The sequence below is a fragment of the Streptomyces sp. NPDC101165 genome, assembly GCF_044768135.1.
GTDB lineage: Bacteria > Actinomycetota > Actinomycetes > Streptomycetales > Streptomycetaceae > Streptomyces.
Genome location: NZ_JBIWPG010000008.1, coordinates 217,090 through 235,636 on the forward strand (window position 1 = coordinate 217,090; position 18,547 = coordinate 235,636).

The following is an 18,547-nucleotide window of genomic DNA, read 5'->3' on the forward strand; positions in this document are numbered from 1 at the left end:
CGAGCCGATGACAGAAAAGCTCCACTCAACCCGAGAACGCCACCTGCCCTGCTGCTCAACTGCCGTGCCGCCCAGTACTCGCTGCCGCCCGAGATGTGGCTCAGCCCACGGAGACGGCGGACGTGATGTGCGAGCCTGGCCGCGGAGCCCCATGTCTCCTGACCGTGTGACGCACGCCACGGGAACCTGCCCTGACGTGTGGACAAGGATGGACGTGGACTACTCATTGCACACCCGGATACGGGCAGGCGACCCCGAGGCGTTCCGCGAGCTTTTCCGTGACCACGCCCGACTGGTCCACCGGCACGCGGTGCGTGTGACCGGGGACTGGGCCGTCGCCGAGGACATCGTCTCGCTGACCTTCCTGGAGGCGTGGCGGCTGCGCGTCAAGCTGCGGGACGAGGGCGACAGTCCGCGCCCCTGGCTGATGGGCATCGCCGTGAACGTACTGCGCAACACCACCCGCGCTGCGCGCCGCCACCAGCGGGCTTTGGAGCGCCTGCCAGCCAAGGAAACGGTCCCGGACTTCGCCGACGAACTCGTCGGCCGCATAGCCGATGCCGACCAACTGGCTGCTGCCCAGCGGGTGCTGAAGAAGCTGAACCGGAGCGAGCGCGAGGTCTTCACACTCTGTGTGTGGTCCGGGCTCAGCTACGCGGAGACGGCGGCCGTGCTCGGCGTCCCGGTCGGCACCGTGCGCTCACGCCTGTCCCGCGCCCGCAGACGGCTGAGCAAGCTGGCCGAGGAAGAACTGAGAAAGCGCAGGGAACCGCCACCGCGCAACGGACAAGTACAGGGCGGCCGCACTTCTGCGGCCCGGTCACATGAGTCGTACGAGGAGAGGTCCGAATGATCCGCAAGAAGTCGCGGCGTGAGGAGTCGCTGGACTACGCGGAGCTGGCCCGTTTGCTGCCGGCGCCGGGAGACCCGCACCTGTCGCTCGACCGTCACCTGCTTCTCGAGGAGCACCTGATGAACGAGATCCAGTCCACCGCTCCCGCCCCTGCGCCGTCCCGCCGCCCGGCACGCCGTGTCCTGCTGATCGGTGTCCCGGTCACCGCCGCCGCCCTGGCCGGCGCATTCGCCTTCACCGCGCTGACCGGTTCCGGGGGCATCGACCCGGCCGCGGCCACCCCGCCCCCGGTCGAAGCGCCGGTCGTGCGCATCGAGCCCGGCAGCACCGCCCAGCTCGCCTCCACCGTCGAGCACATCGCCGCCGCCGCCTCGGCCAGCAAGACGCCCGAACCCGGCCCGGGCCAGTACATCTACATCAAGAGCGAGGTCTCCTACCTCGTCGTCTCGCACACCGACGCAGACGAGTCCACGGCCTGGGTCCAGCCCCTGCATATCCGTGAGGTCTGGAATTCCCCCGACGGCAAGCAGGGCTGGCTGGACGAGCCCGGCTACAAGCCCAAGGGCGGTGTCACCCTCGACAGCGACGTCGAGAGCAGCTTGGGCGGCCCCTCCTACGACTACCTCAAGACGCTGCCCACCGACCCGGACGCCCTGCTGAAGAAGATCTACAAGGAGACCAAGGGCCAGGGAAACTCCCCGGACCAGGAGGCATTCGCCACTGTCGGCGGCCTGCTCGGGGAGCAGCTCGCACCGGCGAAGTTGAACGCAGCGCTGTACCGGGCCGCCGCCAAGATCCCCGGGGTTGTGGTGGTGGACCACGCCAAGGACGCCGCGGGACGCGAGGGCATCGCCCTGGCCCACGTCGACCAGAAGAGCGGCGACCGCACCGAGTGGATCTTCGACCCCAAGACGTACGCCTATCTCGGCAGCCGCGCTGTCCAGGTCAAGCAGGCCTACGGCATCAAGCCCGGCACGGTCATCGAATCCACCGCCGTACTGGAGCGGGCCGTCGTCGACGCCCAGAAGCAGCGCCCCGGCGCGCAAGGTACCGGTGCGTGAGAACGCGATCGCCCCGCCGGGAGCCAGCTGGGACGGCGCTGGGCAGTGCGTATGGTGCCACGCGATCAGGACCGGCGCGTCAAGCAGTACTCCCGTCGTCTCGGGTGTCGCTCGCGCGGTCGTGGTGGGTCGGCACCGGCGCAATGTTCATCGCGCGCAGGCGCCGTACGGCCGGCCAGAGCTGACGTCAAGCAGTAGAACGCTATGAGGGAAGCAGGTCGCTCGCCGTGTCGTGGGCGGCCTGCTCGTACTCCGAACCGCTCGGTGAACGGCCACTACTGGCGCCCGGGGTGTTGGCGGTCGCCCTTGCCGTCGTCTCAGCTCCGAGGCGTGCTCCTCTTGCAGCGGCTACCACGCTGGTCAGGACTACTAGGGGCGGCCCGCTGAAAATTGCCAGCCGCGCCAGCTGCGCCGTCTCCGGGCCGTCCGAGGGCGACCAACAGCAACCGCCAACGGTCATGACGGCGCGGCTGCCGACCGTCCGCGCGGTGGGACCCGGCCGGCTCCTAGAGGGCACACCGAGGGCACAACGACGTCACGCGGGATCAACCGCAACCAACGCCAGCAATCGCCATTTAGCCTGGCCAGCGACTTGGCTTGACAATCTCCGCAGGCAATGGACGGAAGGGCGCCGCCCCGCACAAGGTGCCGCCCTACTCCGGTCAGCGGAAGTCGCTGCCCTCCGACTGGGTCGCCGCGCGGCCAGCCTGCCGCAGATGCCGATCTTGAGGTCGGGGAGCGAGAGCGCGGTGCCGATGCTCGGGCGGGGCCGTCTGTGGGCCGTCGAAGGGTGGCCCACGGCGACCAACAACGACCAATGACGGCCGTTCTATCGCAGGTCAGCGCTGCGCCGACGGTGATCGCGTGAGGTTGCTCCGAGCCGCCGTCACTTCCTGCGCAACAAGAAGTCGGAGTGGGAGGAGTACCGCTCCGAGGTGACCGCGTTCGAGCTGCGGAAGAATCTGCCGGTGCTGTAAGGGCAGGTCGGAGCGGTTTTGCTGAGTTCTGCAGCGAGCGGCGCTGACGTTCGCACCCCGTGGGTCCCACCGCGTCTCACGGGGTCTGGGCCGTCTCCACGTTTGTCCGGTCCATGGCATCTACCGCGCGCACCGCGTGCGCCGCGGTGAACGGAGCGTTCTCCGCGGGCCGAACGCCAGGGGTGTTGTCCTTCACTCCAACTGCACGGCCCACACGCCAGGTTGGAAAGGCTCAATGCGTCGAAAATAAGGACTGACGGAATATAGAAACGTCATTGGGAATCAGTAATATGTGGTCGCACATGCTAGAGTCGCCGGCGTGGGACTTTGGCTACTCAACAACCTGAACACGGCCAGCCTCGCGATCCTCGTGGTTGGAGGCGTTGTTGTTTTGTCGCTCGCCGCTTGTTTGGTGACGCGACGTATTTTCCCTGTCTTGATCAATGGCGTCACCAATGACGTGTCCCGCACGGTACTTGAACTGTTCGGAGCCATCTACGGAATCATCCTTGCTTTCGTCATCGTGACCTTGTGGACCGAACTTGAGCAAGTGCAAGTAGTGGTGACTTCGGAGGCTACAGATCTCGCTGTAATCTCCCGCAACGCGCATTCGTTTCCAGACGATGTGCAGAAAAAAATGGACCGTGCGATCGGGGGCTACGTCCACGCTGTCGTAGAGGATGCATGGCCACTGATGCGTGAGGGAAAAAATAGCCTCAGTGCGACCTCGGGTAAGCTCGAGGCATTGTATGGAGTCCTCCAGGATTACAATCCTAAAAGCACTTCCGAACAGGCCTTCTACAATGAGTCGGTGCGGCGACTGAACGATGTGACCGCACAGCGTAGAACCCGCATCCTGGCCGCAACGCAACGATTGCCCGTTCTCCTGCAGGTCCTCACCTACGGGGGAGCAGTGGTCGTCATACTGGTCACCTTGCTTTACGGGGTGGAGAACCTCAAGGTGCAGCTACTTTTCGTAGGGACGATCGCTTTGCTGGTAGGCCTGAGCCTCGTTCTCGTCCTCGTCCTCGACCACCCCTTCGCCGGCGGAGTGAGCGCAAGTCCGCGTCCATTCATGGAAGGTCAGCTGAGGAAATACTGGGGCAAGTGACGTGGTGAGGTCCGGCCGGGCCGGGAACGTGCGCGCCACCGAAACCCCCTCGAGGTGACCGCGTTCGAGCTGCGGAAGAATCTGCCGGTGCTGTAAGGGCAGGTCGGAGCCGGTTTCCCGGTGGAACGATCCCGTGGGGCCGACGGTCGCGGACCGTCGGCCCCCGTGCGTCTCACCGACTACGCGAGATTCTGGTAGTACGCCTACCGCGGAGCCCCGAACAAATGTGGGCTGAAGCGCATCTCACGCTTCGTAGAGCCCACATCAGCTCCTACGGTCCTCAGCGCGACGGGCACCGTCGCGACATCCCGAAGGAGGCCAGGTGATGACCCTCCCGTCGTACCGTGACCGCAGAACCACGACAGCACCACCGCTGCTCCCCGGCCGGGCCGGGAACGCAAGACGACTGAGCGCCACCGCCGTGGCGGCGATGCTCCTGGCGGGCTGGAGTGCTGGCACCCCCACGGGCACCCCCACCGCATCCCCGCCCTCCGGCTCCCCGGCGTCCTTCGCTCCGGACCGCGCCACAGCCGCCGCCTGCACCAACAGCACGAAACTGGCCGGGTGGTCGAACCGCCGGCTGGCCATGCTGACCATCGCCGTCCCGGTGTCGGAGACCTCGGTGTCCGACGCCACCTCCGAGGTGAGCGCCGGTGCGGGCGGTGTGATCCTGTTCGGCAGCAAGGCACCGTCCGACCTCGGCTCCCGGCTGACCGCCCTGAAGACCCACGTACCCGGCCACCTGGGCCTGCTGGTGATGACCGACGAGGAGGGCGGCGACATCCAGCGCATGGCCAACCTCGTCGGATCCCTGCCCTGGCCCGCGTACATGGGCGCGCACTGGACCCCGGCCCAGATCCAGCAGAACGTCACGAAGGTCGCCGCCAAGATGTCGGCCGCCCAGGTGAACATGGACCTCGCGCCGGTGGTCGACGTCGACGGCAGGAACGTGGCCCCCAGCAAGACCAACCCCGACGGATGGCGGTCCTTCAGCGGCAACACCTCGGTGGTCTCCCAGGACGGCGTCGCGTACATGAACGGGCTGCGCGCCGGACACGTGATACCCGTCGTCAAGCACTTCCCGGGCCTCGGCGGCTCCAGTTACAACTCCGACTTCGGCCCCGCCCGCACCCTGCCCTGGTCCACCCTGCAGAAGGTGGCCATCCCGCCGTTCACAGCGGCCATCAAGGCCGGCGCCCCGGCCGTCATGGTCTCCAACAACATCGTTCCGGGCCTGGGTACCAATCCGGCGAGCCTGTCGCCGACCGACATCAACACCGTGCTCCGCGGCCAGCTGGGCTTCAAGGGGCTGGTGATCACCGACTCGCTCAGCGCCAAGGCGATCTCCGCCGCCGGCTTCAGCGTCCCCGCCGCCGCCGTCCAGGCCCTGCGCTCAGGTGCCGACATGGTCCTGTTCGACCTGGGGAGCAACGTCGGCGCCCAGACGTCCTCGATCGCAACGGCGATCACCAACGCGGTGGCCGGCGGACAGCTCTCCCGCAGCCGACTCATCGACGCGGCGGGGCACGTCCTGGCCGTCCGACACGTGAATCTCTGCTCCTGAGCGCGAGCGGACGCAGCACCGACACTCCCGCTCCGGTGGCTCCGGCCCAGGTTGTGGCGCAGGGTGGATACGTTCCGCCGTTGCGTACCACGCACCCTCGAAGTACGGGAGGGACACGTGCTCACCGTTCCCGCCTACGCCGCGACGTCCGCGACCGAACCGCTCACCCCCACGACCGTCGAGCGACGGGACGTGGGTCCGCACGACGTCCTGATAGAGATCAAGTACGTCGGTATCTGCCACTCGGACATCCACAACGTCCGCAGCGAGTGGGGCCCGGCGTCCTATCCGATGGTGCCTGGCCACGAGATAGCCGGCGTCGTCGCCGAGGCCGGCTCCGAGGTCACCGCGTACGCTCCCGGCGACCGCGTCGGTGTCGGCTGCATGGTCAACTCCTGCCGGGCGTGCGCACCCTGTCTGAGGGGCGAGGAGCAGTACTGCCTGAAGGGCAACACCCTCACGTACGGCTCCGTCGACGAGGACGGCACCCTCACGCAGGGCGGCTACTCCACGCACGTCGTCGTCAACGACGACTTCGTGCTCCGGCTCCCCGACCAGCTCGCCCTGGACGAGGCCGCGCCACTGCTGTGCGCGGGCATCACCACGTACTCCCCGCTGCGCCGCTGGGGCGCGGGCCCCGGCAAGAAGGTCGCGGTCGTCGGGCTCGGCGGGCTCGGCCACCTGGCGGTCAAGACCGCCCACGCCCTGGGTGCGGAGGTCACCGTCCTGTCCCAGTCGCTGAAGAAGATGGACGACGGCCTGCGCCTCGGCGCACGCGAGTACTTCGCCACCAGCGACCCGGCCACCTTCGAGCAGCTCACCGGTGCCTTCGACCTCATCGTCAACACGGTCAGTGCGAGAGTCGACCTGGACTCCTACCTCGGGCTGCTGAAGCCGGGCGGAGCCCTGGTCAACGTCGGTGCTCCGCCCGAAGCGCTCTCACTGAGCGTGCTCTCCCTCATCATGCACGGCCGCATCTTCGCCGGGTCACTCATCGGCGGCATCCGCGAGACCCAGGAGATGCTCGACTTCTGCGGCGAACACGGCGTCGGCGCCGAGGTCGAGATCATCCCGGCCATGAAGATCAACGAAGCCTTCGAGCGGATGCTCGCCTCGGACGTGCGCTACCGCTTCGTCATCGACACCTCGACGCTCACCTGACCGGCGCCCGCGCGGGGGCCCGGGTGCTCCGTCAGCGGATCGGCTGGCCGATGCCCATCAGGTTGCCCTCGCTGTCCCGGAACCAGGCGCCACGCTCGCCCCCGGCGCCCTTGCTCGGATAGTTCCCCTCGATCTCGGCGATGCCGCCCTGGGTGTGGAAGCCGGGTTGGTCGACCTCCTCGAAGACCACCCCGCGTCGCCGCAGCTCCGAGACGACGGCCTCGATGTCCTCGACCTCCCAGGCCATCTGCGTGAAGGTGCCGGGCGAGGCGCCGGCCGACCGGAACACGACGAAGTCCGTGCCCCCGCACCGGTACAGCAGTCCGCCCGGACGTTCGTCGACGGGCTCCAGGCCGAGCACCTCGGAGTAGAAACGGCGGGCCCGGTCCAGGTCCTGGGCGGGCAGCCGGGTGGCCACCCGGCCCCGGGTCAGAAGGTTCGTTTCGTCCATGCCCCTACTGTGTCCCGCCCGCCGCTCCGTTCAGCGCAGGTACGCGGGCGACACCGCCGCCTTGCTGATCCGCCGCGGCTGCCCCGACCCGTCCGCCGGGACCTCGTACAGGTCCGCGCCGTAGTCCCCGGGCAGGGCGTAGACGATCGTGCGGGTGTCCTTCCAGACCGCCTGGTCGTCCACGCTCCGCGGCTCGGCGAGGGGAGTCTCGTGCATCGTGCGCAGGTCGAGGAGGTACAGATGCCAAGGGGCTTCCTTGGGCAGGCCCTTGACCCGCTTCTTGTACGCGACGCGGGTGCCGTCGGGGGAGAGGGACGGGCACTCGACGTTCGCGTGCAGGGTGGTGACCGTGCGCGTGCGCAGATCGCCCCGGACCAGATGGGTGCTGCCCCTGGTCGCCAGCGTCGCGTAGAACGTGCGGTCGTCCGCGGCGAACGTCACGCCCCAGAAGTTGGTGTCCGCCGCACGGTACGGGTGCCCGTCCTTGACGATCCGGAAGGCCTCCAGCGACGGGATCAGCTCGCCCGTGCGGGTGTCCACGATCGCCGCGCGCGTGGAGAAGTTCGTACCGGCGTACGAGTCACCGCCCACGAACGCCGTCCAGGCGGCGAAGTGCCCGGTGGGGGAGACCCGGGCCCGGGACGGGATGCCCGGGACGTCGTAGTGGTCCCGGGTACGGAGACGGTCGTCCAGGATCAGGGCGCGGTAGGTGTCCGAGACCGGGCCGTGCACCGCCTGCAGACACACTCCGGTGCCCGAAGCGGCGTAGAAACGCAGGCACTTGACGCCCGAGGCGGTGCGTGGCCCGGCCGGGTCCGAGGCCGGGACCGTCGTCAGCTCGTCGCGGTGCGGTCCCCACGCCATGTTGCGGAACACCATGCGGCCGTGCCCGGTCAGGGACACCGTGCCCGGCGTGACCTTCGGGCCGCCCGCCTGCGTGTGGTCACGGCGGTCCGCACGCGCCGACGCGTGCAGGACGGACGCCGCCCCGACCGCCGCCAGCGCGACGACGGCCGAGAGCAGGATCAGGATGCGGGTGCGTACGGTCATGCGGTGACGGTGCCTTTCGGGCGCAGGGTGAGAGCGAACGCCGCACACCCGGCCAGGGCCACTAGCGCACCCACCAGCGCGGCCCGGTCGCCCCACACCGTCCAGGCGGCGCCGAACAGCAGCGAGCAGGCGAACCGGGCCAGCGCCTGCCCGGTCTGTACGACGGCCAGGCCGGACGAGCGCAGCGCCTCCGGCACGCCCTCCGAGGCCGCCGCCATCAGCACCCCGTCGGTGGCCGCGTAGAAGCCGCCGTGCAGGGCCAGGACGAGGTACGGCAGGGCCGCGCCGTGCCAGGAGGTGAGCAGCAGCGCGTACGCGACGAGCAGGGCTCCGTGACCGGCCAGGAAGACGGTCCACCGGCCCACCCGGTCGGCGAGCCGGCCGAGCGGGACGGCCAGCAGCAGGAACGCGGCCGCCGTGCCGAGCGGCAGCAGCGCGAACCAGCGGTCGGGGACACCCAGCCGACGCTGCAGCAGCAGATAGACGAAGGAGTCGCTGACCGTGGCGAGCCCCAGCAGTAGCGCACAGATGGTGATCCGGCGCAGATCGCGCCGGCGGAGCAGCCCCACCGCGGCGCGCAGGGTGGGCCGCGCGTCGTCCCCGGTGGCGTCACCCTCCCGACGGCCACCCGGCACGAACAGCACGAGCACCAGCACCCCGAACACGGCCACGCAGAAGCTGACCGTGAACACCGCGTCGTAGCCGTCCACCGTGGCCCGCAGGATCAGGAACGCCACCAGCGGCCCGAACAGGGCGCCCGCGGTGTCCATCGCCCGATGCACGCCGAAGGCGCGGCCCCGGGTCTCCGGCGTGCTGGAGAGCGAGATCAGCGCGTCACGCGGGGCCGTACGCAGCCCCTTGCCGGTGCGGTCGGCGGCCAGGACCAGCCCGATGGGGGTGAGCGAGTGCGCCACCAGCAACAACGGTTTGCACAGCGCCGAGATGCCGTAGCCGAACCCGGCCACCCACTTGTGCCGCCCGCCCCCGCGGTCGGCGAGATGCCCGCCCGCGAGCCGCACGAGCGCCGAGAAGCCGTTGTGGATCCCGTCGAGCAGCCCGAAGCCGAGCGGAGAGAGACCCAACCCCGTCACCAGGTACAGCGGGAGCACCGCGGTGACCATCTCGGACGACACGTCGGTGACCAGACTGACGGTGCCGAGGGCGAGGACCGTGGGGGCGACCACGGCGCGGCGCCGCCCGGCGAGAGGCCGGACGGCACTGTCCGCGGACGCCGGCGCACCGGGAGTGTGGGCGCGGCTGTCCGCTACGTACACGTCAGGACGCCCAGATACCGCTGATGTCCCGGGCGGAGGCTGCGTTGCCCGCGTGGGTCGTCAGGCCCTGCGTGTCCTCCAGGGTGCGCAGCACGTCGTAGTGGTTGTAGGTGGTGGACGAGGAGGACCCCGCCGCCACCGGCTGGCCGTACAGCACCGTCGGGATGCGGTTGCCGCTGAGCCGGTTGTCCTCGTCGAAGGTGACGACGAGCAGGCTGTTGTGGGTCTTGGCCCAGGTCGCGTACGCGCCCAGGTTGCTCTTCAGCCAGGTGTCACCGGTCGACACCGAGCAGTCGTGCATGTCGCTGCACAGGTTGGGGACCACGAACGACATCTGAGGCAGCGTCGAGTAGTCGGTCGGGAACTGCGCGAAGGTCTTCGCGCTCGACGTCGGCACGTTGCTGAAACCGAACCACGGGTTGTGCTTGCGCGCGTACTTGCCGCTGCTGCACGTGGTCGAACCCTGGCTGGGCAGCGTCTCGTTGTAGCTGGCCCAGCTGCGGCCGGCGGCGATCTGCTCGGAGGCCAGGTTCGCCGCCGAGGAGAAGCCCGGGGTGTAGCAGCTGTCGTCCGTGATCCCCTGCGTGGATCCGGAGAACAGGGCGAAGTAGTTCGGCTGGCTCGGGTGGGTGATGGCGTAGGACTGGGTGAGGCCGGCGCCGCCGGACTTGAGCGAGTTGAGGTACGGGGCGCTGGAGGAACCGATCACCTGGCTGTAGGCGTGGTTCTCGAAGACCACGACGACCACGTGGTCCGGGCTGGGGACGGCGCCCGCGGCGTGCGCGGTCTCACCACCGAGCCCGGTCCACACGCCGAACGCGGCCGCGGTGAAGGCCGCGGCGGACGCCACGACGGTGCGGGCACGGCGGTACACGGAACTGCCGGACACAACAACCTCCGGGGAGTGGGGCGGGGTTGGCGGTGCGGACAGAGCATGCACACGTCAATATGCCCCCGCCCCACGTCACTCAACCCGGAGGATGAAGACCTCGTGAACTACTCCTCCCGGTGGGCCGGTCCGGCGAGCACCTGATGCAGCGGCTCGGTGATCCGCCGCTTGTACTCCTGGATGGCCCACCCGTTCCCGTCGGGATCCTTGAAGTACATGAACGTGGCCCCGTCCTGAGGCGCGAACTGCACCGGCTCACTCACCTCGAGCCCTCGCGCGGTCAGTTCCTCGTACGCGGCCTTGGCGTCCGTCACACACAGCTGCATCCCGTGATACGTCCCCGGCCGAGGCGTCCCCGTGGGCACCTGCAGCCCGTCGACGAGCGCGATGGAACACCCCGACCCGGGCGGCGTGAGCTGCACGATCCGCACGCCCTCCATGACCTCACCGTCCAGGTCGACGTGAAAGCCGACCTTGTCCCGGTAGAACTTCTTGGCCCGGTCCACATCGGACACGGGCAGCAGGATCACCTCGAGCGTCATCTCCATGGAACGACTCCTCCCCGTCCGGCCGAACATCTCCCCCATACCGAAGCCGAAACCGATGCCCGGTGCCACCGAAACCGAAAACCTGCGACCACCCGTCCGTCCGTACCGCGGGCCCTCGCGACGCCGCACTCGCGTACGGCGGGAGGGGGGCGTGCCGGTGACCACGCGTCCGTCCGTACCGCGGGCCCTCGCGACGCCGCACTCGCGTACGGCGGGAGGGGGGCGTGCCGGTGACCACGCGTCCGTCCGTACCGCGGACCCCCGCGACGCCGCACCCGCGCACGGCGGGAGGGGGACGTGCCGGGTGGTGTCCGCCCGCAGCGGCCGGCGATAACTCGGTCACGACTCGCCCCACAGTCCGCCGGACCGAGGACGGACACCACCCGGCGCGGCCCCGACCCACCCACCACAGCGGGCGCGACCCAAGCCACGAAGCACCCGCAGGGGCCGCCGCAGGCATGGCGCAACGCACCACGCACCTGTACGGGCGCCGCAGGCAGGGCGCAACGCACCCACACGGGCGGCCGCAGGTGAGGAGCGCGCCCTTCCACGCACCCGTCCGGGCCGCGCAGGCGCAGGGCGCAGGGCGCAGGGCGCAGGGCGCAAGCCGCACCGCGCCCGCGCAGGCCACCGCGGGCGAGGAGCGCCCACCACGCACCCGCGCGGCCCGGCGCAGGCAGGGCACACCCCGCGACGCACTGCCCAGCCCGCCGCAGGCACACCGCATCCGCGCAAGGGAGCCGCCCAGCCCGCCGCAGGCACAACACACCCGCCCAAGCGCCGCAGGCACAACTCACCCCCACAACAGCCCCGCCCAAGCGCCGCAGGCGCCCTCTGCGGTTAGGCTCTGGCCAGGACGACCGAGATCCAGGGGAGGCCACGGATGACGCCGGGGCGCAGGAGCAGTACCTTCACGCGACTGCTGCGGCACGGCTTCACGGATCCCTCCGCCGCCGAGCGTCTCCTGGAGAGCGGTGAACTGGCCCCCCTCCGCGACGACCCCTTCCTTCTGGAGGCTCTGGGCGCCACCGCCGACCCGGACCTCGCCCTGCACGGCCTGGTCCGCCTTCTGGAGTCCCAGCCCGCGCCCACCGCCCGCCGCGAACTGCTGGACACCCTGATAGCGGCCAAGCCCCTCCGCGACCGACTCCTGGGCGTCCTCGGCGCCTCCGCCGCCCTCGCGGACCACCTCGCCCGCCACCCGAGCGACTGGCAGGCCCTGGTCACCTACGAGCCCCGGGACCTGCACCCCGGCGTGGAGGAGTTCGAGCGCGGCCTGGCCGAGGCCGTCGACCCCATCTCCCTGCGCGTGGCCTACCGCCGGTGTCTGCTGTCGATAGCGGCACGTGACGTGTGCGGAACCACGGACCTCCATGAGACCGCCGCCGAACTGGCCGACCTCGCCACAGCCACCCTCCGTGCGGCCTTGGCCCTGGCCGTGGCCGCGGCACCGGGGGACGCCGCGGTCTGCCGCCTCGCGGTGATCGCGATGGGCAAGTGCGGCGGCCACGAGCTGAACTACGTCTCGGACGTGGACGTGATCTTCGTGGCCGAGGCGGCCGAGGGCGCGGACGAGGGCAAGGCGCTCAAGTCCGCGACCAAGCTGGCCTCGCACATGATGCGGATCTGCTCAGAGACGACCGTCGAGGGCTCGATCTGGCCGGTGGACGCCAACCTCCGCCCCGAGGGCCGCAACGGCCCCCTCGTCCGCACCCTCAGCAGTCATCTCGCCTACTACCAGCGCTGGGCCAAGACCTGGGAGTTCCAGGCCCTGCTCAAGGCCCGCCCGGTGGCCGGGGACACCACCCTGGGCCAGGCGTACGTCGACGCGCTCGAACCCCTCGTCTGGCAGGCGGCCGAGCGCGAGAACTTCGTGGCCGACGTGCAGAAGATGCGCCGCAGAGTGGTGGAGAACATCCCCGCAGCGGAGATCGAGCGCGAGCTGAAGCTCGGCCCGGGCGGCCTGCGGGACGTCGAGTTCGCCGTCCAGCTCCTCCAGTTGGTGCACGGCCGCACCGACCCCTCCCTGCGCAGCGGCACCACCCTCGACGCGCTCCAGGCACTCGCCGCCGGCGGCTACGTGGGCCGTGAGGACGCCGCCCGCCTCGACGAGGCCTACCGCTTCCTGCGTTCCATGGAGCACCGCATCCAGCTCTACCGGCTGCGCCGCACCCACCTCGTCCCCGAGGCGGAGGCCGACCTGCGCCGCCTCGGCCGCTCCCTGGGCCTGCGCACCGACCCGGTGGCCGAGCTGCAGCGCGAGTGGAAGCGGCACACCGGTGTCGTACGCCGGCTGCACGAGAAGCTCTTCTACCGCCCACTGCTCGACGCCGTGGCCCAACTCGCCCCCGGCGAGGCCAGGCTGAGCGCGGAGGCGGCCCGCGAGCGGCTGGTCGCCCTGGGCTACGCCGACCCGGCCGCGGCCCTGCGCCACCTGGAGGCCCTGGCCTCCGGCGTGACCCGCAAGGCGGCCATCCAGCGCACCCTGCTGCCGGTGCTCCTCGGCTGGTTCGCCGACTCCGCCGACCCGGACGCCGGCCTGCTCAACTTCCGCAAGGTCTCCGACGCGCTCGGCAAGACCCCCTGGTACCTCAGGCTCCTCAGGGACGAGGGCGCGGCCGCCGAGAACCTGGCCCGCGTCCTGTCGGCGGGCCGGCTCGCCCCCGACCTGCTCATGCGCGCCCCGGAGGCGGTGGCCCTGCTGGGCGACGGCGACGGTGGCGGCGGTCTGGATCCGCGTGAGCGCGCCCCGCTGGAGCAGGAGATCCTCGCCGCCGTGCGCCGCGCCGAGAACGCCGAGCAGGGCGTCACTGCGGCCCGCGGGGTCCGCCGCCGCGAGCTGTTCCGTACGGCCGCCGGGGACATCGTCTCCTCGTACGGCACCGAGACCAGCCCCGCCGAGGCCGACCAGGGCGCCCTGGTGGACCGGGTCGGTGCCGCCGTCTCCGACCTGACCGCGGCCACCCTCGCGGGCACCCTGCGCGCGGTGGTCCGCGCCGGCTGGGGCGACACCCTGCCGACCCGGTTCGCGATCATCGGGATGGGCCGTTTCGGCGGGCACGAGCTGGGCTACGGCTCCGACGCCGACGTGCTGTTCGTGCACGAGCCGCAGGACGGCGTGGACGAGCGGGAGGCCGCGGAGGCCGCGAACAAGGTCGTCGCCGAGATGCGCCGCCTTCTGCAGCTGCCCAGCGCCGACCCGCCGCTGCTCATCGACGCGGACCTGCGCCCCGAGGGCAAGTCCGGGCCGCTGGTGCGCACCCTGAACTCGTACGAGGCGTACTACCGCCGCTGGTCCCTGGTCTGGGAGTCGCAGGCGCTGCTGCGGGCCGAGCCGGTCGCCGGGGACGAGGACCTGGGCCGCCGCTTCACCGAGCTGATCGACCCGCTGCGCTATCCGCAGCATGGCCTGGGCGACGACGCGGTGCGCGAGATCCGCCGGCTGAAGGCACGGATGGAGGCCGAGCGCCTGCCGCGCGGCGCCGACCCCCGGCTGCACACCAAGCTCGGTCCCGGTGGCCTGTCCGACGTCGAGTGGACCGTCCAGCTGATCCAGATGCGCCATGGCTGGCACGAGCCCGGCCTGCGCACCACCCGAACCCGTGAGGCCCTGGCCCACGCCCACGCGGTCGGGCTGATCGCCGCCGAGGACGCGGCGGTGCTGGACGAGGCGTGGGTGCTGGCCACCCGGGTGCGCAACGCGGTCATGTTGGTCCGCGGCCGGGCGGGGGACACCTTCCCGACCGAACCCCGCGAGCTGGCCGCGGTCGGCCGCGCCCTGGGCTACGGCGCCGGGCACGCCGGGGACATGCTGGACGCCTACCGCCGTACGACCCGAAGGGCGCGCACGGTCGTGAAGGACTTGTTCTACGCGGACGGGAGCTGAGCCTTCTACCGGACGGACGCCGAGCCTTCTACGCGGCCGGGAGCCGAGCCGGCGCGGCGGTCCGGGCCGGGGCCGGCACCAGCCTGGGCAGGGCGTGCGGCAGGCTGCCGTACCAGAGCCGGGCCACCGTGAAACCGAAGGCCAGGCAGAGGACGCCGCCCACCGCGTCCAGCCAGAAGTGGTTGGCCGTGGCAACGATCACCAGCAGTGTGCTCGCCGGGTAGAGCAGGCCGAGCACCCGTACCCACGGCACGGACGCCAGCGCGAAGACGGTCAGCCCGCACCACAGCGACCAGCCGATGTGCATGGACGGCATCGCCGCGTACTGGTTCGACATGTGCTTCAGGTCGCCCGAGGCCATCGAGCCCCAGGTGTGGTGCACCATCACCGTGTCCACGAAGCGGCCGCCGTTCATCAGCCGGGGCGGGGCCAGCGGGAACAGGTAGTAGCCGACGAGCGCCACGCCCGTGGTCGCGAACAGGGCCAGCCGGGTCGCCGCGTAGCGGCCGGGATGCCAGTGGTACAGCCACACCAGCACACCCAGCGTGACCACGAAGTGCAGTGTGGCGTAGTAGTAGTTCATGCCGATGATCAGCCAATTCGCCGAGTTCACGGCGTGGTTGACTGCCTCCTCGACGGCGACGCCCAGCCGGTGCTCCAGACGCCAGACCCAGTCGGCGTTGCGCAGCGCCTGGGCCTTCTGCTCCGGGACCGCGTTGCGGATCAGGGAGTACGTCCAGTAACTCACCCCGATGAGCAGGATCTCGAACCACAACCGGGGCCTGCGCGGGCGGCGCAGCCGATGCCGTAGACCCTGGCTGTCCTCGCCCGTGACGGCCTGCGGAACGGCCACCTCCTCGCGACCTTCCGGTTCTGTCACGGTCGAGTCACTCATAGGCACAGAGTCTGCCAGAAAAGGCTTCCTCGCCAGATCATCCCAAGGTTGGGTCCACCCCGCACGTTCTACGACATACGGAGGACATTCGGTGCCGAAGCGGTCGAACCCCGCACCACCAGCTCCGGCATGAACACGAACTCGCTGTGCGGCGCGGGCGTCCCGCCGATCTCCTCCAGCAGCGTGCGCACCGCGGCCTGACCCATCGCCGGGACCGGCTTGCGGACCGTGGTCAGCGGCGGGTCGGTGAAGGCGATCAGCGGGGAGTCGTCGAAGCCCACCACGGACACTTCACGCGGCACCTCCAGGCCCAGCTGCCGGGCGGCCCTTATAGCACCGAGCGCCATCATGTCGCTCGCGCACACCACCGCCGTGCAGCTGCGCCCGATCAGCGCGGTCGCGGCCGCCTGGCCACCCTCCAGCGTGTACAGCGAGTGCTGGATCAGCTCGGTCTCGATCGTCTGGGCGTTCAGCCCCAACTGGTCCTGCATGGCCCGGACGAAGCCCTCGATCTTGCGCTGCACCGGCACGAACCGCTTCGGGCCGAGCGCGAGGCCGATCCGGGTGTGGCCCAGCGACGCCAGGTGCGTCACCGCCAGCGTCATCGCGGCCCGGTCGTCGGGGGAGATGAACGGCGCCTGCACCTTCGGCGAGAACCCGTCCACCAGGACGAACGGCACGCCCTGCGCCCGCAGCCGCTCGTAGCGCTGCATGTCGGCGGTGGTGTCGGAGTGCAGTCCGGAGATGTAGATGATTCCCGCCACCCCGCGGTCCACCAGCATCTCGGTCAGCTCGTCCTCCGTCGAGCCGCCCGGGGTCTGGGTGGCGAGCACGGGGGTGTAGCCCTGTCTGGTCAGTGCCTGGCCGATGACCTGGGCCAGCGCCGGGAATATCGGGTTCTCCAGCTCCGGGGTGATCAGGCCCACCAGGCCCTCGCTGCGCTGCCGCAGTCGTACCGGGCGCTCGTAGCCGAGCACGTCCAGCGCGGCGAGCACGGACTGGCGGGTGGTGGCGGCGACGCCCGGCTTCCCGTTCAGGACCCGGCTGACTGTCGCCTCGCTCACCCCCGCCTGCGCTGCGATGTCGGCAAGCCGTGTGGTCACGACACCGGACTGTACCGGTCGTTTCTCCCCTTGGACACCGACCGGACGCCGTCCGCGCGCGGTCCCGCGGCCCGCTGTGGGTTGCTGCGTCATCGCGCTCCCTCGTCCTTCTGGCTGTAGGTGCGGCCGCTGTCCCGCTTCGCAAGGAAATGATCCGGGTACCTGAAACACATGGCAAGGCCTTGCAGAGTCTTGCACAGTTGTCCGTCAACCCACTGAACGGCGGCGTCTGTGTCGCAAAGCGGTTCCGTGCAGGTCACGCCGAGGTAACCCCCGTGTTCTCTTGCACTTTTTTTCTGCAAGGTCTTTCGCAAGGCTTACATCGCTGTTACGTTCCAGTCGCCCGGCGGCCGCAACGGCGCAGTCGGCAAGACCGCGGGGACGGCGGACGGGACCCTCCCTGCATCACACGGGCTTTAACCCTCAAGGAGAACTCATGCGGCGTGGCATAGCGGCCTCCGCGCTGGTGGCGTCCCTCGCCCTGGCGGCGACGGCGTGCGGCGGGAGCGACAGCGACAGCAAGTCGGACGGCCCGGTCACCATCACCTGGTGGGACACCTCCAACGCCACGAACGAGGCGCCGACGTACAAGGCCCTGGTCAAGCAGTTCGAGGCCGCCAACAAGAACATCAAGGTCAAGTACGTCAACGTCCCCTTCGACCAGGCGCAGAACAAGTTCGACACCGCCGCCGGCTCCAAGGGCGCCCCGGACGTGCTGCGCTCCGAGGTCGGCTGGACCCCGGCCTTCGCGAAGAAGAGCTACTTCCTGCCGCTGGACGGCACCGAGGCCCTCACCGACCAGGCCAAGTTCCAGCCGAACCTGATCAAGCAGGCCCAGTACGAGGGCAAGACCTACGGCGTGCCGTTCGTCACCGACACCCTCGCCCTGGTCTACAACAAGGCGCTGTTCAAGAAGGCCGGCATCACCGAGGCCCCCAAGACCTGGGACGAGCTGAAGAGCGACGCCGCCAAGATCAAGGCCAAGACGAAGGTCGACGGCTACTGGGGCTCCACCCAGGCCTACTACGCCCAGTCCTTCCTCTACGGCGAGGGCACCGACACCGTCGACGCCACCGCCAAGAAGATCACCGTGAACTCGGCCGCCGCCAAGAAGGCCTACGGCACCTGGCTGAGCCTGTTCTCGGGCAAGGGCCTGCACAAGGCCGACACCACCGCCGACGCCTACGCCCACATCCAGGACGCGTTCGTCAACGGCAAGGTCGCCGCGATCGTCCAGGGCCCCTGGGAGATCACGAACTTCTACAAGGGCTCGGCCTTCTCGGACAAGTCCAACCTGGGCATCGCCACCGTCCCGGCCGGCTCCTCCGGCAAGGCGGGCGCCCCGACCGGCGGCCACAACCTCGCGGTCTACGCCGGCTCCGACAAGGCCCACCAGGCCGCGGCGCTGAAGCTCGTGCAGTTCATGACCTCGGCGAAGTCCCAGGAGACCATCGCCCTGAAGAACTCCACGCTGCCCACCCGCTCGGACGCCTACACCGCCCAGGTCAAGGCCGACCCCGGCATCGCCGGCTACCAGGGCGTCCTCAGCGCCGCCCAGCCCCGCCCGGCGCTGCCCGAGTACAGCTCCCTGTGGGGTCCGCTGGACACCGAGCTGCCCAAGATCGCCGGCGGCAAGGAGTCGCTGGACAAGGGTCTGAGCAACGCCGAGCTGGCCATGGCCAAGCTGGTGCCCGACTTCAGCAAGTAAGCCCGCGTGGCCGCCG

14 protein-coding genes and 1 pseudogene are annotated in these 18,547 nt (G+C 70.1%); 8 read left to right on the top strand and 7 right to left on the bottom strand.

The window, feature by feature from the left end; all coding sequences use genetic code 11:
- Nucleotides 1-208 precede the first annotated feature (208 nt).
- The 6 genes and pseudogenes from ACIRVH_RS19120 (at nucleotide 209) to ACIRVH_RS19145 (ending at nucleotide 6,727) form a co-directional block, all read left to right on the top strand.
- On the top strand, nucleotides 209-853 hold the full coding sequence (locus tag ACIRVH_RS19120; RefSeq protein WP_403954486.1) for an RNA polymerase sigma factor: 645 nt from the start codon (nucleotides 209-211) through the stop codon (nucleotides 851-853).
- Nucleotides 850-1,914 (top strand): CU044_5270 family protein, encoded by a 1,065-nt coding sequence (locus tag ACIRVH_RS19125; protein ID WP_403954488.1) that lies wholly within the window; start codon nucleotides 850-852, stop codon nucleotides 1,912-1,914. Before ACIRVH_RS19120 ends, ACIRVH_RS19125 begins: the two co-directional genes overlap by 4 nt.
- 890 nt (nucleotides 1,915-2,804) lie before the next feature.
- Nucleotides 2,805-2,891: pseudogene (locus ACIRVH_RS19130) on the top strand (glutamine synthetase); the annotation flags it as partial.
- Between the two features lie 319 nt (nucleotides 2,892-3,210).
- Nucleotides 3,211-4,002, top strand: coding sequence for a DUF4239 domain-containing protein (locus tag ACIRVH_RS19135; RefSeq protein WP_403954490.1), 792 nt, complete (start codon nucleotides 3,211-3,213; stop codon nucleotides 4,000-4,002).
- 325 nt (nucleotides 4,003-4,327) lie between these two features.
- A complete protein-coding gene (locus ACIRVH_RS19140) occupies nucleotides 4,328-5,566 on the top strand; it encodes a glycoside hydrolase family 3 N-terminal domain-containing protein (RefSeq protein WP_403954493.1) in 1,239 nt (412 codons plus the stop codon).
- 117 nt (nucleotides 5,567-5,683) lie between these two features.
- Entirely contained in the window at nucleotides 5,684-6,727 is a 1,044-nt protein-coding gene (locus tag ACIRVH_RS19145) for an NAD(P)-dependent alcohol dehydrogenase (protein WP_403954496.1), read from the top strand.
- A gap of 31 nt (nucleotides 6,728-6,758) precedes the next feature.
- On the opposite strand, the gene ACIRVH_RS19150 is transcribed toward ACIRVH_RS19145, so the two are convergent.
- The 5 genes from ACIRVH_RS19150 to ACIRVH_RS19170 form a co-directional block, all read right to left on the bottom strand.
- Nucleotides 6,759-7,178, bottom strand: coding sequence for a VOC family protein (locus ACIRVH_RS19150; RefSeq protein WP_403954498.1), 420 nt, complete (start codon nucleotides 7,176-7,178; stop codon nucleotides 6,759-6,761).
- A gap of 30 nt (nucleotides 7,179-7,208) precedes the next feature.
- On the bottom strand, nucleotides 7,209-8,228 hold the full coding sequence (locus ACIRVH_RS19155; protein WP_403954500.1) for a TolB family protein: 1,020 nt from the start codon (nucleotides 8,226-8,228) through the stop codon (nucleotides 7,209-7,211).
- Nucleotides 8,225-9,502, bottom strand: coding sequence for an MFS transporter (locus ACIRVH_RS19160; RefSeq protein WP_403954502.1), 1,278 nt, complete (start codon nucleotides 9,500-9,502; stop codon nucleotides 8,225-8,227). Before ACIRVH_RS19160 ends, ACIRVH_RS19155 begins: the two co-directional genes overlap by 4 nt.
- 1 nt (nucleotide 9,503) lies before the next feature.
- The gene (locus ACIRVH_RS19165) at nucleotides 9,504-10,391 is read right to left on the bottom strand and encodes an alkaline phosphatase family protein (RefSeq protein ID WP_403954505.1); all 888 of its coding nucleotides are present in this window, start codon (nucleotides 10,389-10,391) and stop codon (nucleotides 9,504-9,506) included.
- 107 nt (nucleotides 10,392-10,498) lie between these two features.
- Nucleotides 10,499-10,939 carry a VOC family protein gene (locus ACIRVH_RS19170; protein WP_403954508.1) on the bottom strand — a complete coding sequence of 147 codons (441 nt, stop codon included), beginning with the start codon at nucleotides 10,937-10,939 and terminating at the stop codon, nucleotides 10,499-10,501.
- An 883-nt stretch (nucleotides 10,940-11,822) separates the two neighbouring features.
- Between ACIRVH_RS19170 and ACIRVH_RS19175 the strand changes: the two genes are divergently transcribed.
- Entirely contained in the window at nucleotides 11,823-14,825 is a 3,003-nt protein-coding gene (locus ACIRVH_RS19175) for a bifunctional [glutamine synthetase] adenylyltransferase/[glutamine synthetase]-adenylyl-L-tyrosine phosphorylase (protein ID WP_403954510.1), read from the top strand.
- A gap of 28 nt (nucleotides 14,826-14,853) precedes the next feature.
- On the opposite strand, the gene ACIRVH_RS19180 is transcribed toward ACIRVH_RS19175, so the two are convergent.
- Both ACIRVH_RS19180 and ACIRVH_RS19185 read right to left on the bottom strand, forming a co-directional pair.
- Nucleotides 14,854-15,720, bottom strand: coding sequence for a phosphatase PAP2 family protein (locus ACIRVH_RS19180; protein WP_403954513.1), 867 nt, complete (start codon nucleotides 15,718-15,720; stop codon nucleotides 14,854-14,856).
- A 68-nt stretch (nucleotides 15,721-15,788) separates the two neighbouring features.
- The gene (locus tag ACIRVH_RS19185) at nucleotides 15,789-16,823 is read right to left on the bottom strand and encodes a LacI family DNA-binding transcriptional regulator (RefSeq protein ID WP_403954516.1); all 1,035 of its coding nucleotides are present in this window, start codon (nucleotides 16,821-16,823) and stop codon (nucleotides 15,789-15,791) included.
- Between the two features lie 436 nt (nucleotides 16,824-17,259).
- Here ACIRVH_RS19185 and ACIRVH_RS19190 point away from each other — a divergent pair, with 436 nt between their 5' ends.
- On the top strand, nucleotides 17,260-18,531 hold the full coding sequence (locus tag ACIRVH_RS19190) for an extracellular solute-binding protein (RefSeq protein ID WP_403954519.1): 1,272 nt from the start codon (nucleotides 17,260-17,262) through the stop codon (nucleotides 18,529-18,531).
- The last annotated feature ends 16 nt before the right edge of the window (nucleotides 18,532-18,547 follow it).

Excerpts from the sequence above, each read along its gene's own strand:
- ACIRVH_RS19120 (WP_403954486.1), top strand. The coding sequence starts at position 209 with ATGGACGTGGACTACTCATTGCACACCCGGATACGGGCAGGCGACCCC.
- ACIRVH_RS19125 (WP_403954488.1), top strand. The coding sequence starts at position 850 with ATGATCCGCAAGAAGTCGCGGCGTGAGGAGTCGCTGGACTACGCGGAG.
- ACIRVH_RS19140 (WP_403954493.1), top strand. The coding sequence starts at position 4,328 with ATGACCCTCCCGTCGTACCGTGACCGCAGAACCACGACAGCACCACCG.
- ACIRVH_RS19150 (WP_403954498.1), bottom strand. The coding sequence starts at position 7,178 with ATGGACGAAACGAACCTTCTGACCCGGGGCCGGGTGGCCACCCGGCTG.
- ACIRVH_RS19155 (WP_403954500.1), bottom strand. The coding sequence starts at position 8,228 with ATGACCGTACGCACCCGCATCCTGATCCTGCTCTCGGCCGTCGTCGCG.
- ACIRVH_RS19170 (WP_403954508.1), bottom strand. The coding sequence starts at position 10,939 with ATGGAGATGACGCTCGAGGTGATCCTGCTGCCCGTGTCCGATGTGGAC.
- ACIRVH_RS19175 (WP_403954510.1), top strand. The coding sequence starts at position 11,823 with ATGACGCCGGGGCGCAGGAGCAGTACCTTCACGCGACTGCTGCGGCAC.
- ACIRVH_RS19180 (WP_403954513.1), bottom strand. The coding sequence starts at position 15,720 with ATGAGTGACTCGACCGTGACAGAACCGGAAGGTCGCGAGGAGGTGGCC.
- ACIRVH_RS19190 (WP_403954519.1), top strand. The coding sequence starts at position 17,260 with ATGCGGCGTGGCATAGCGGCCTCCGCGCTGGTGGCGTCCCTCGCCCTG.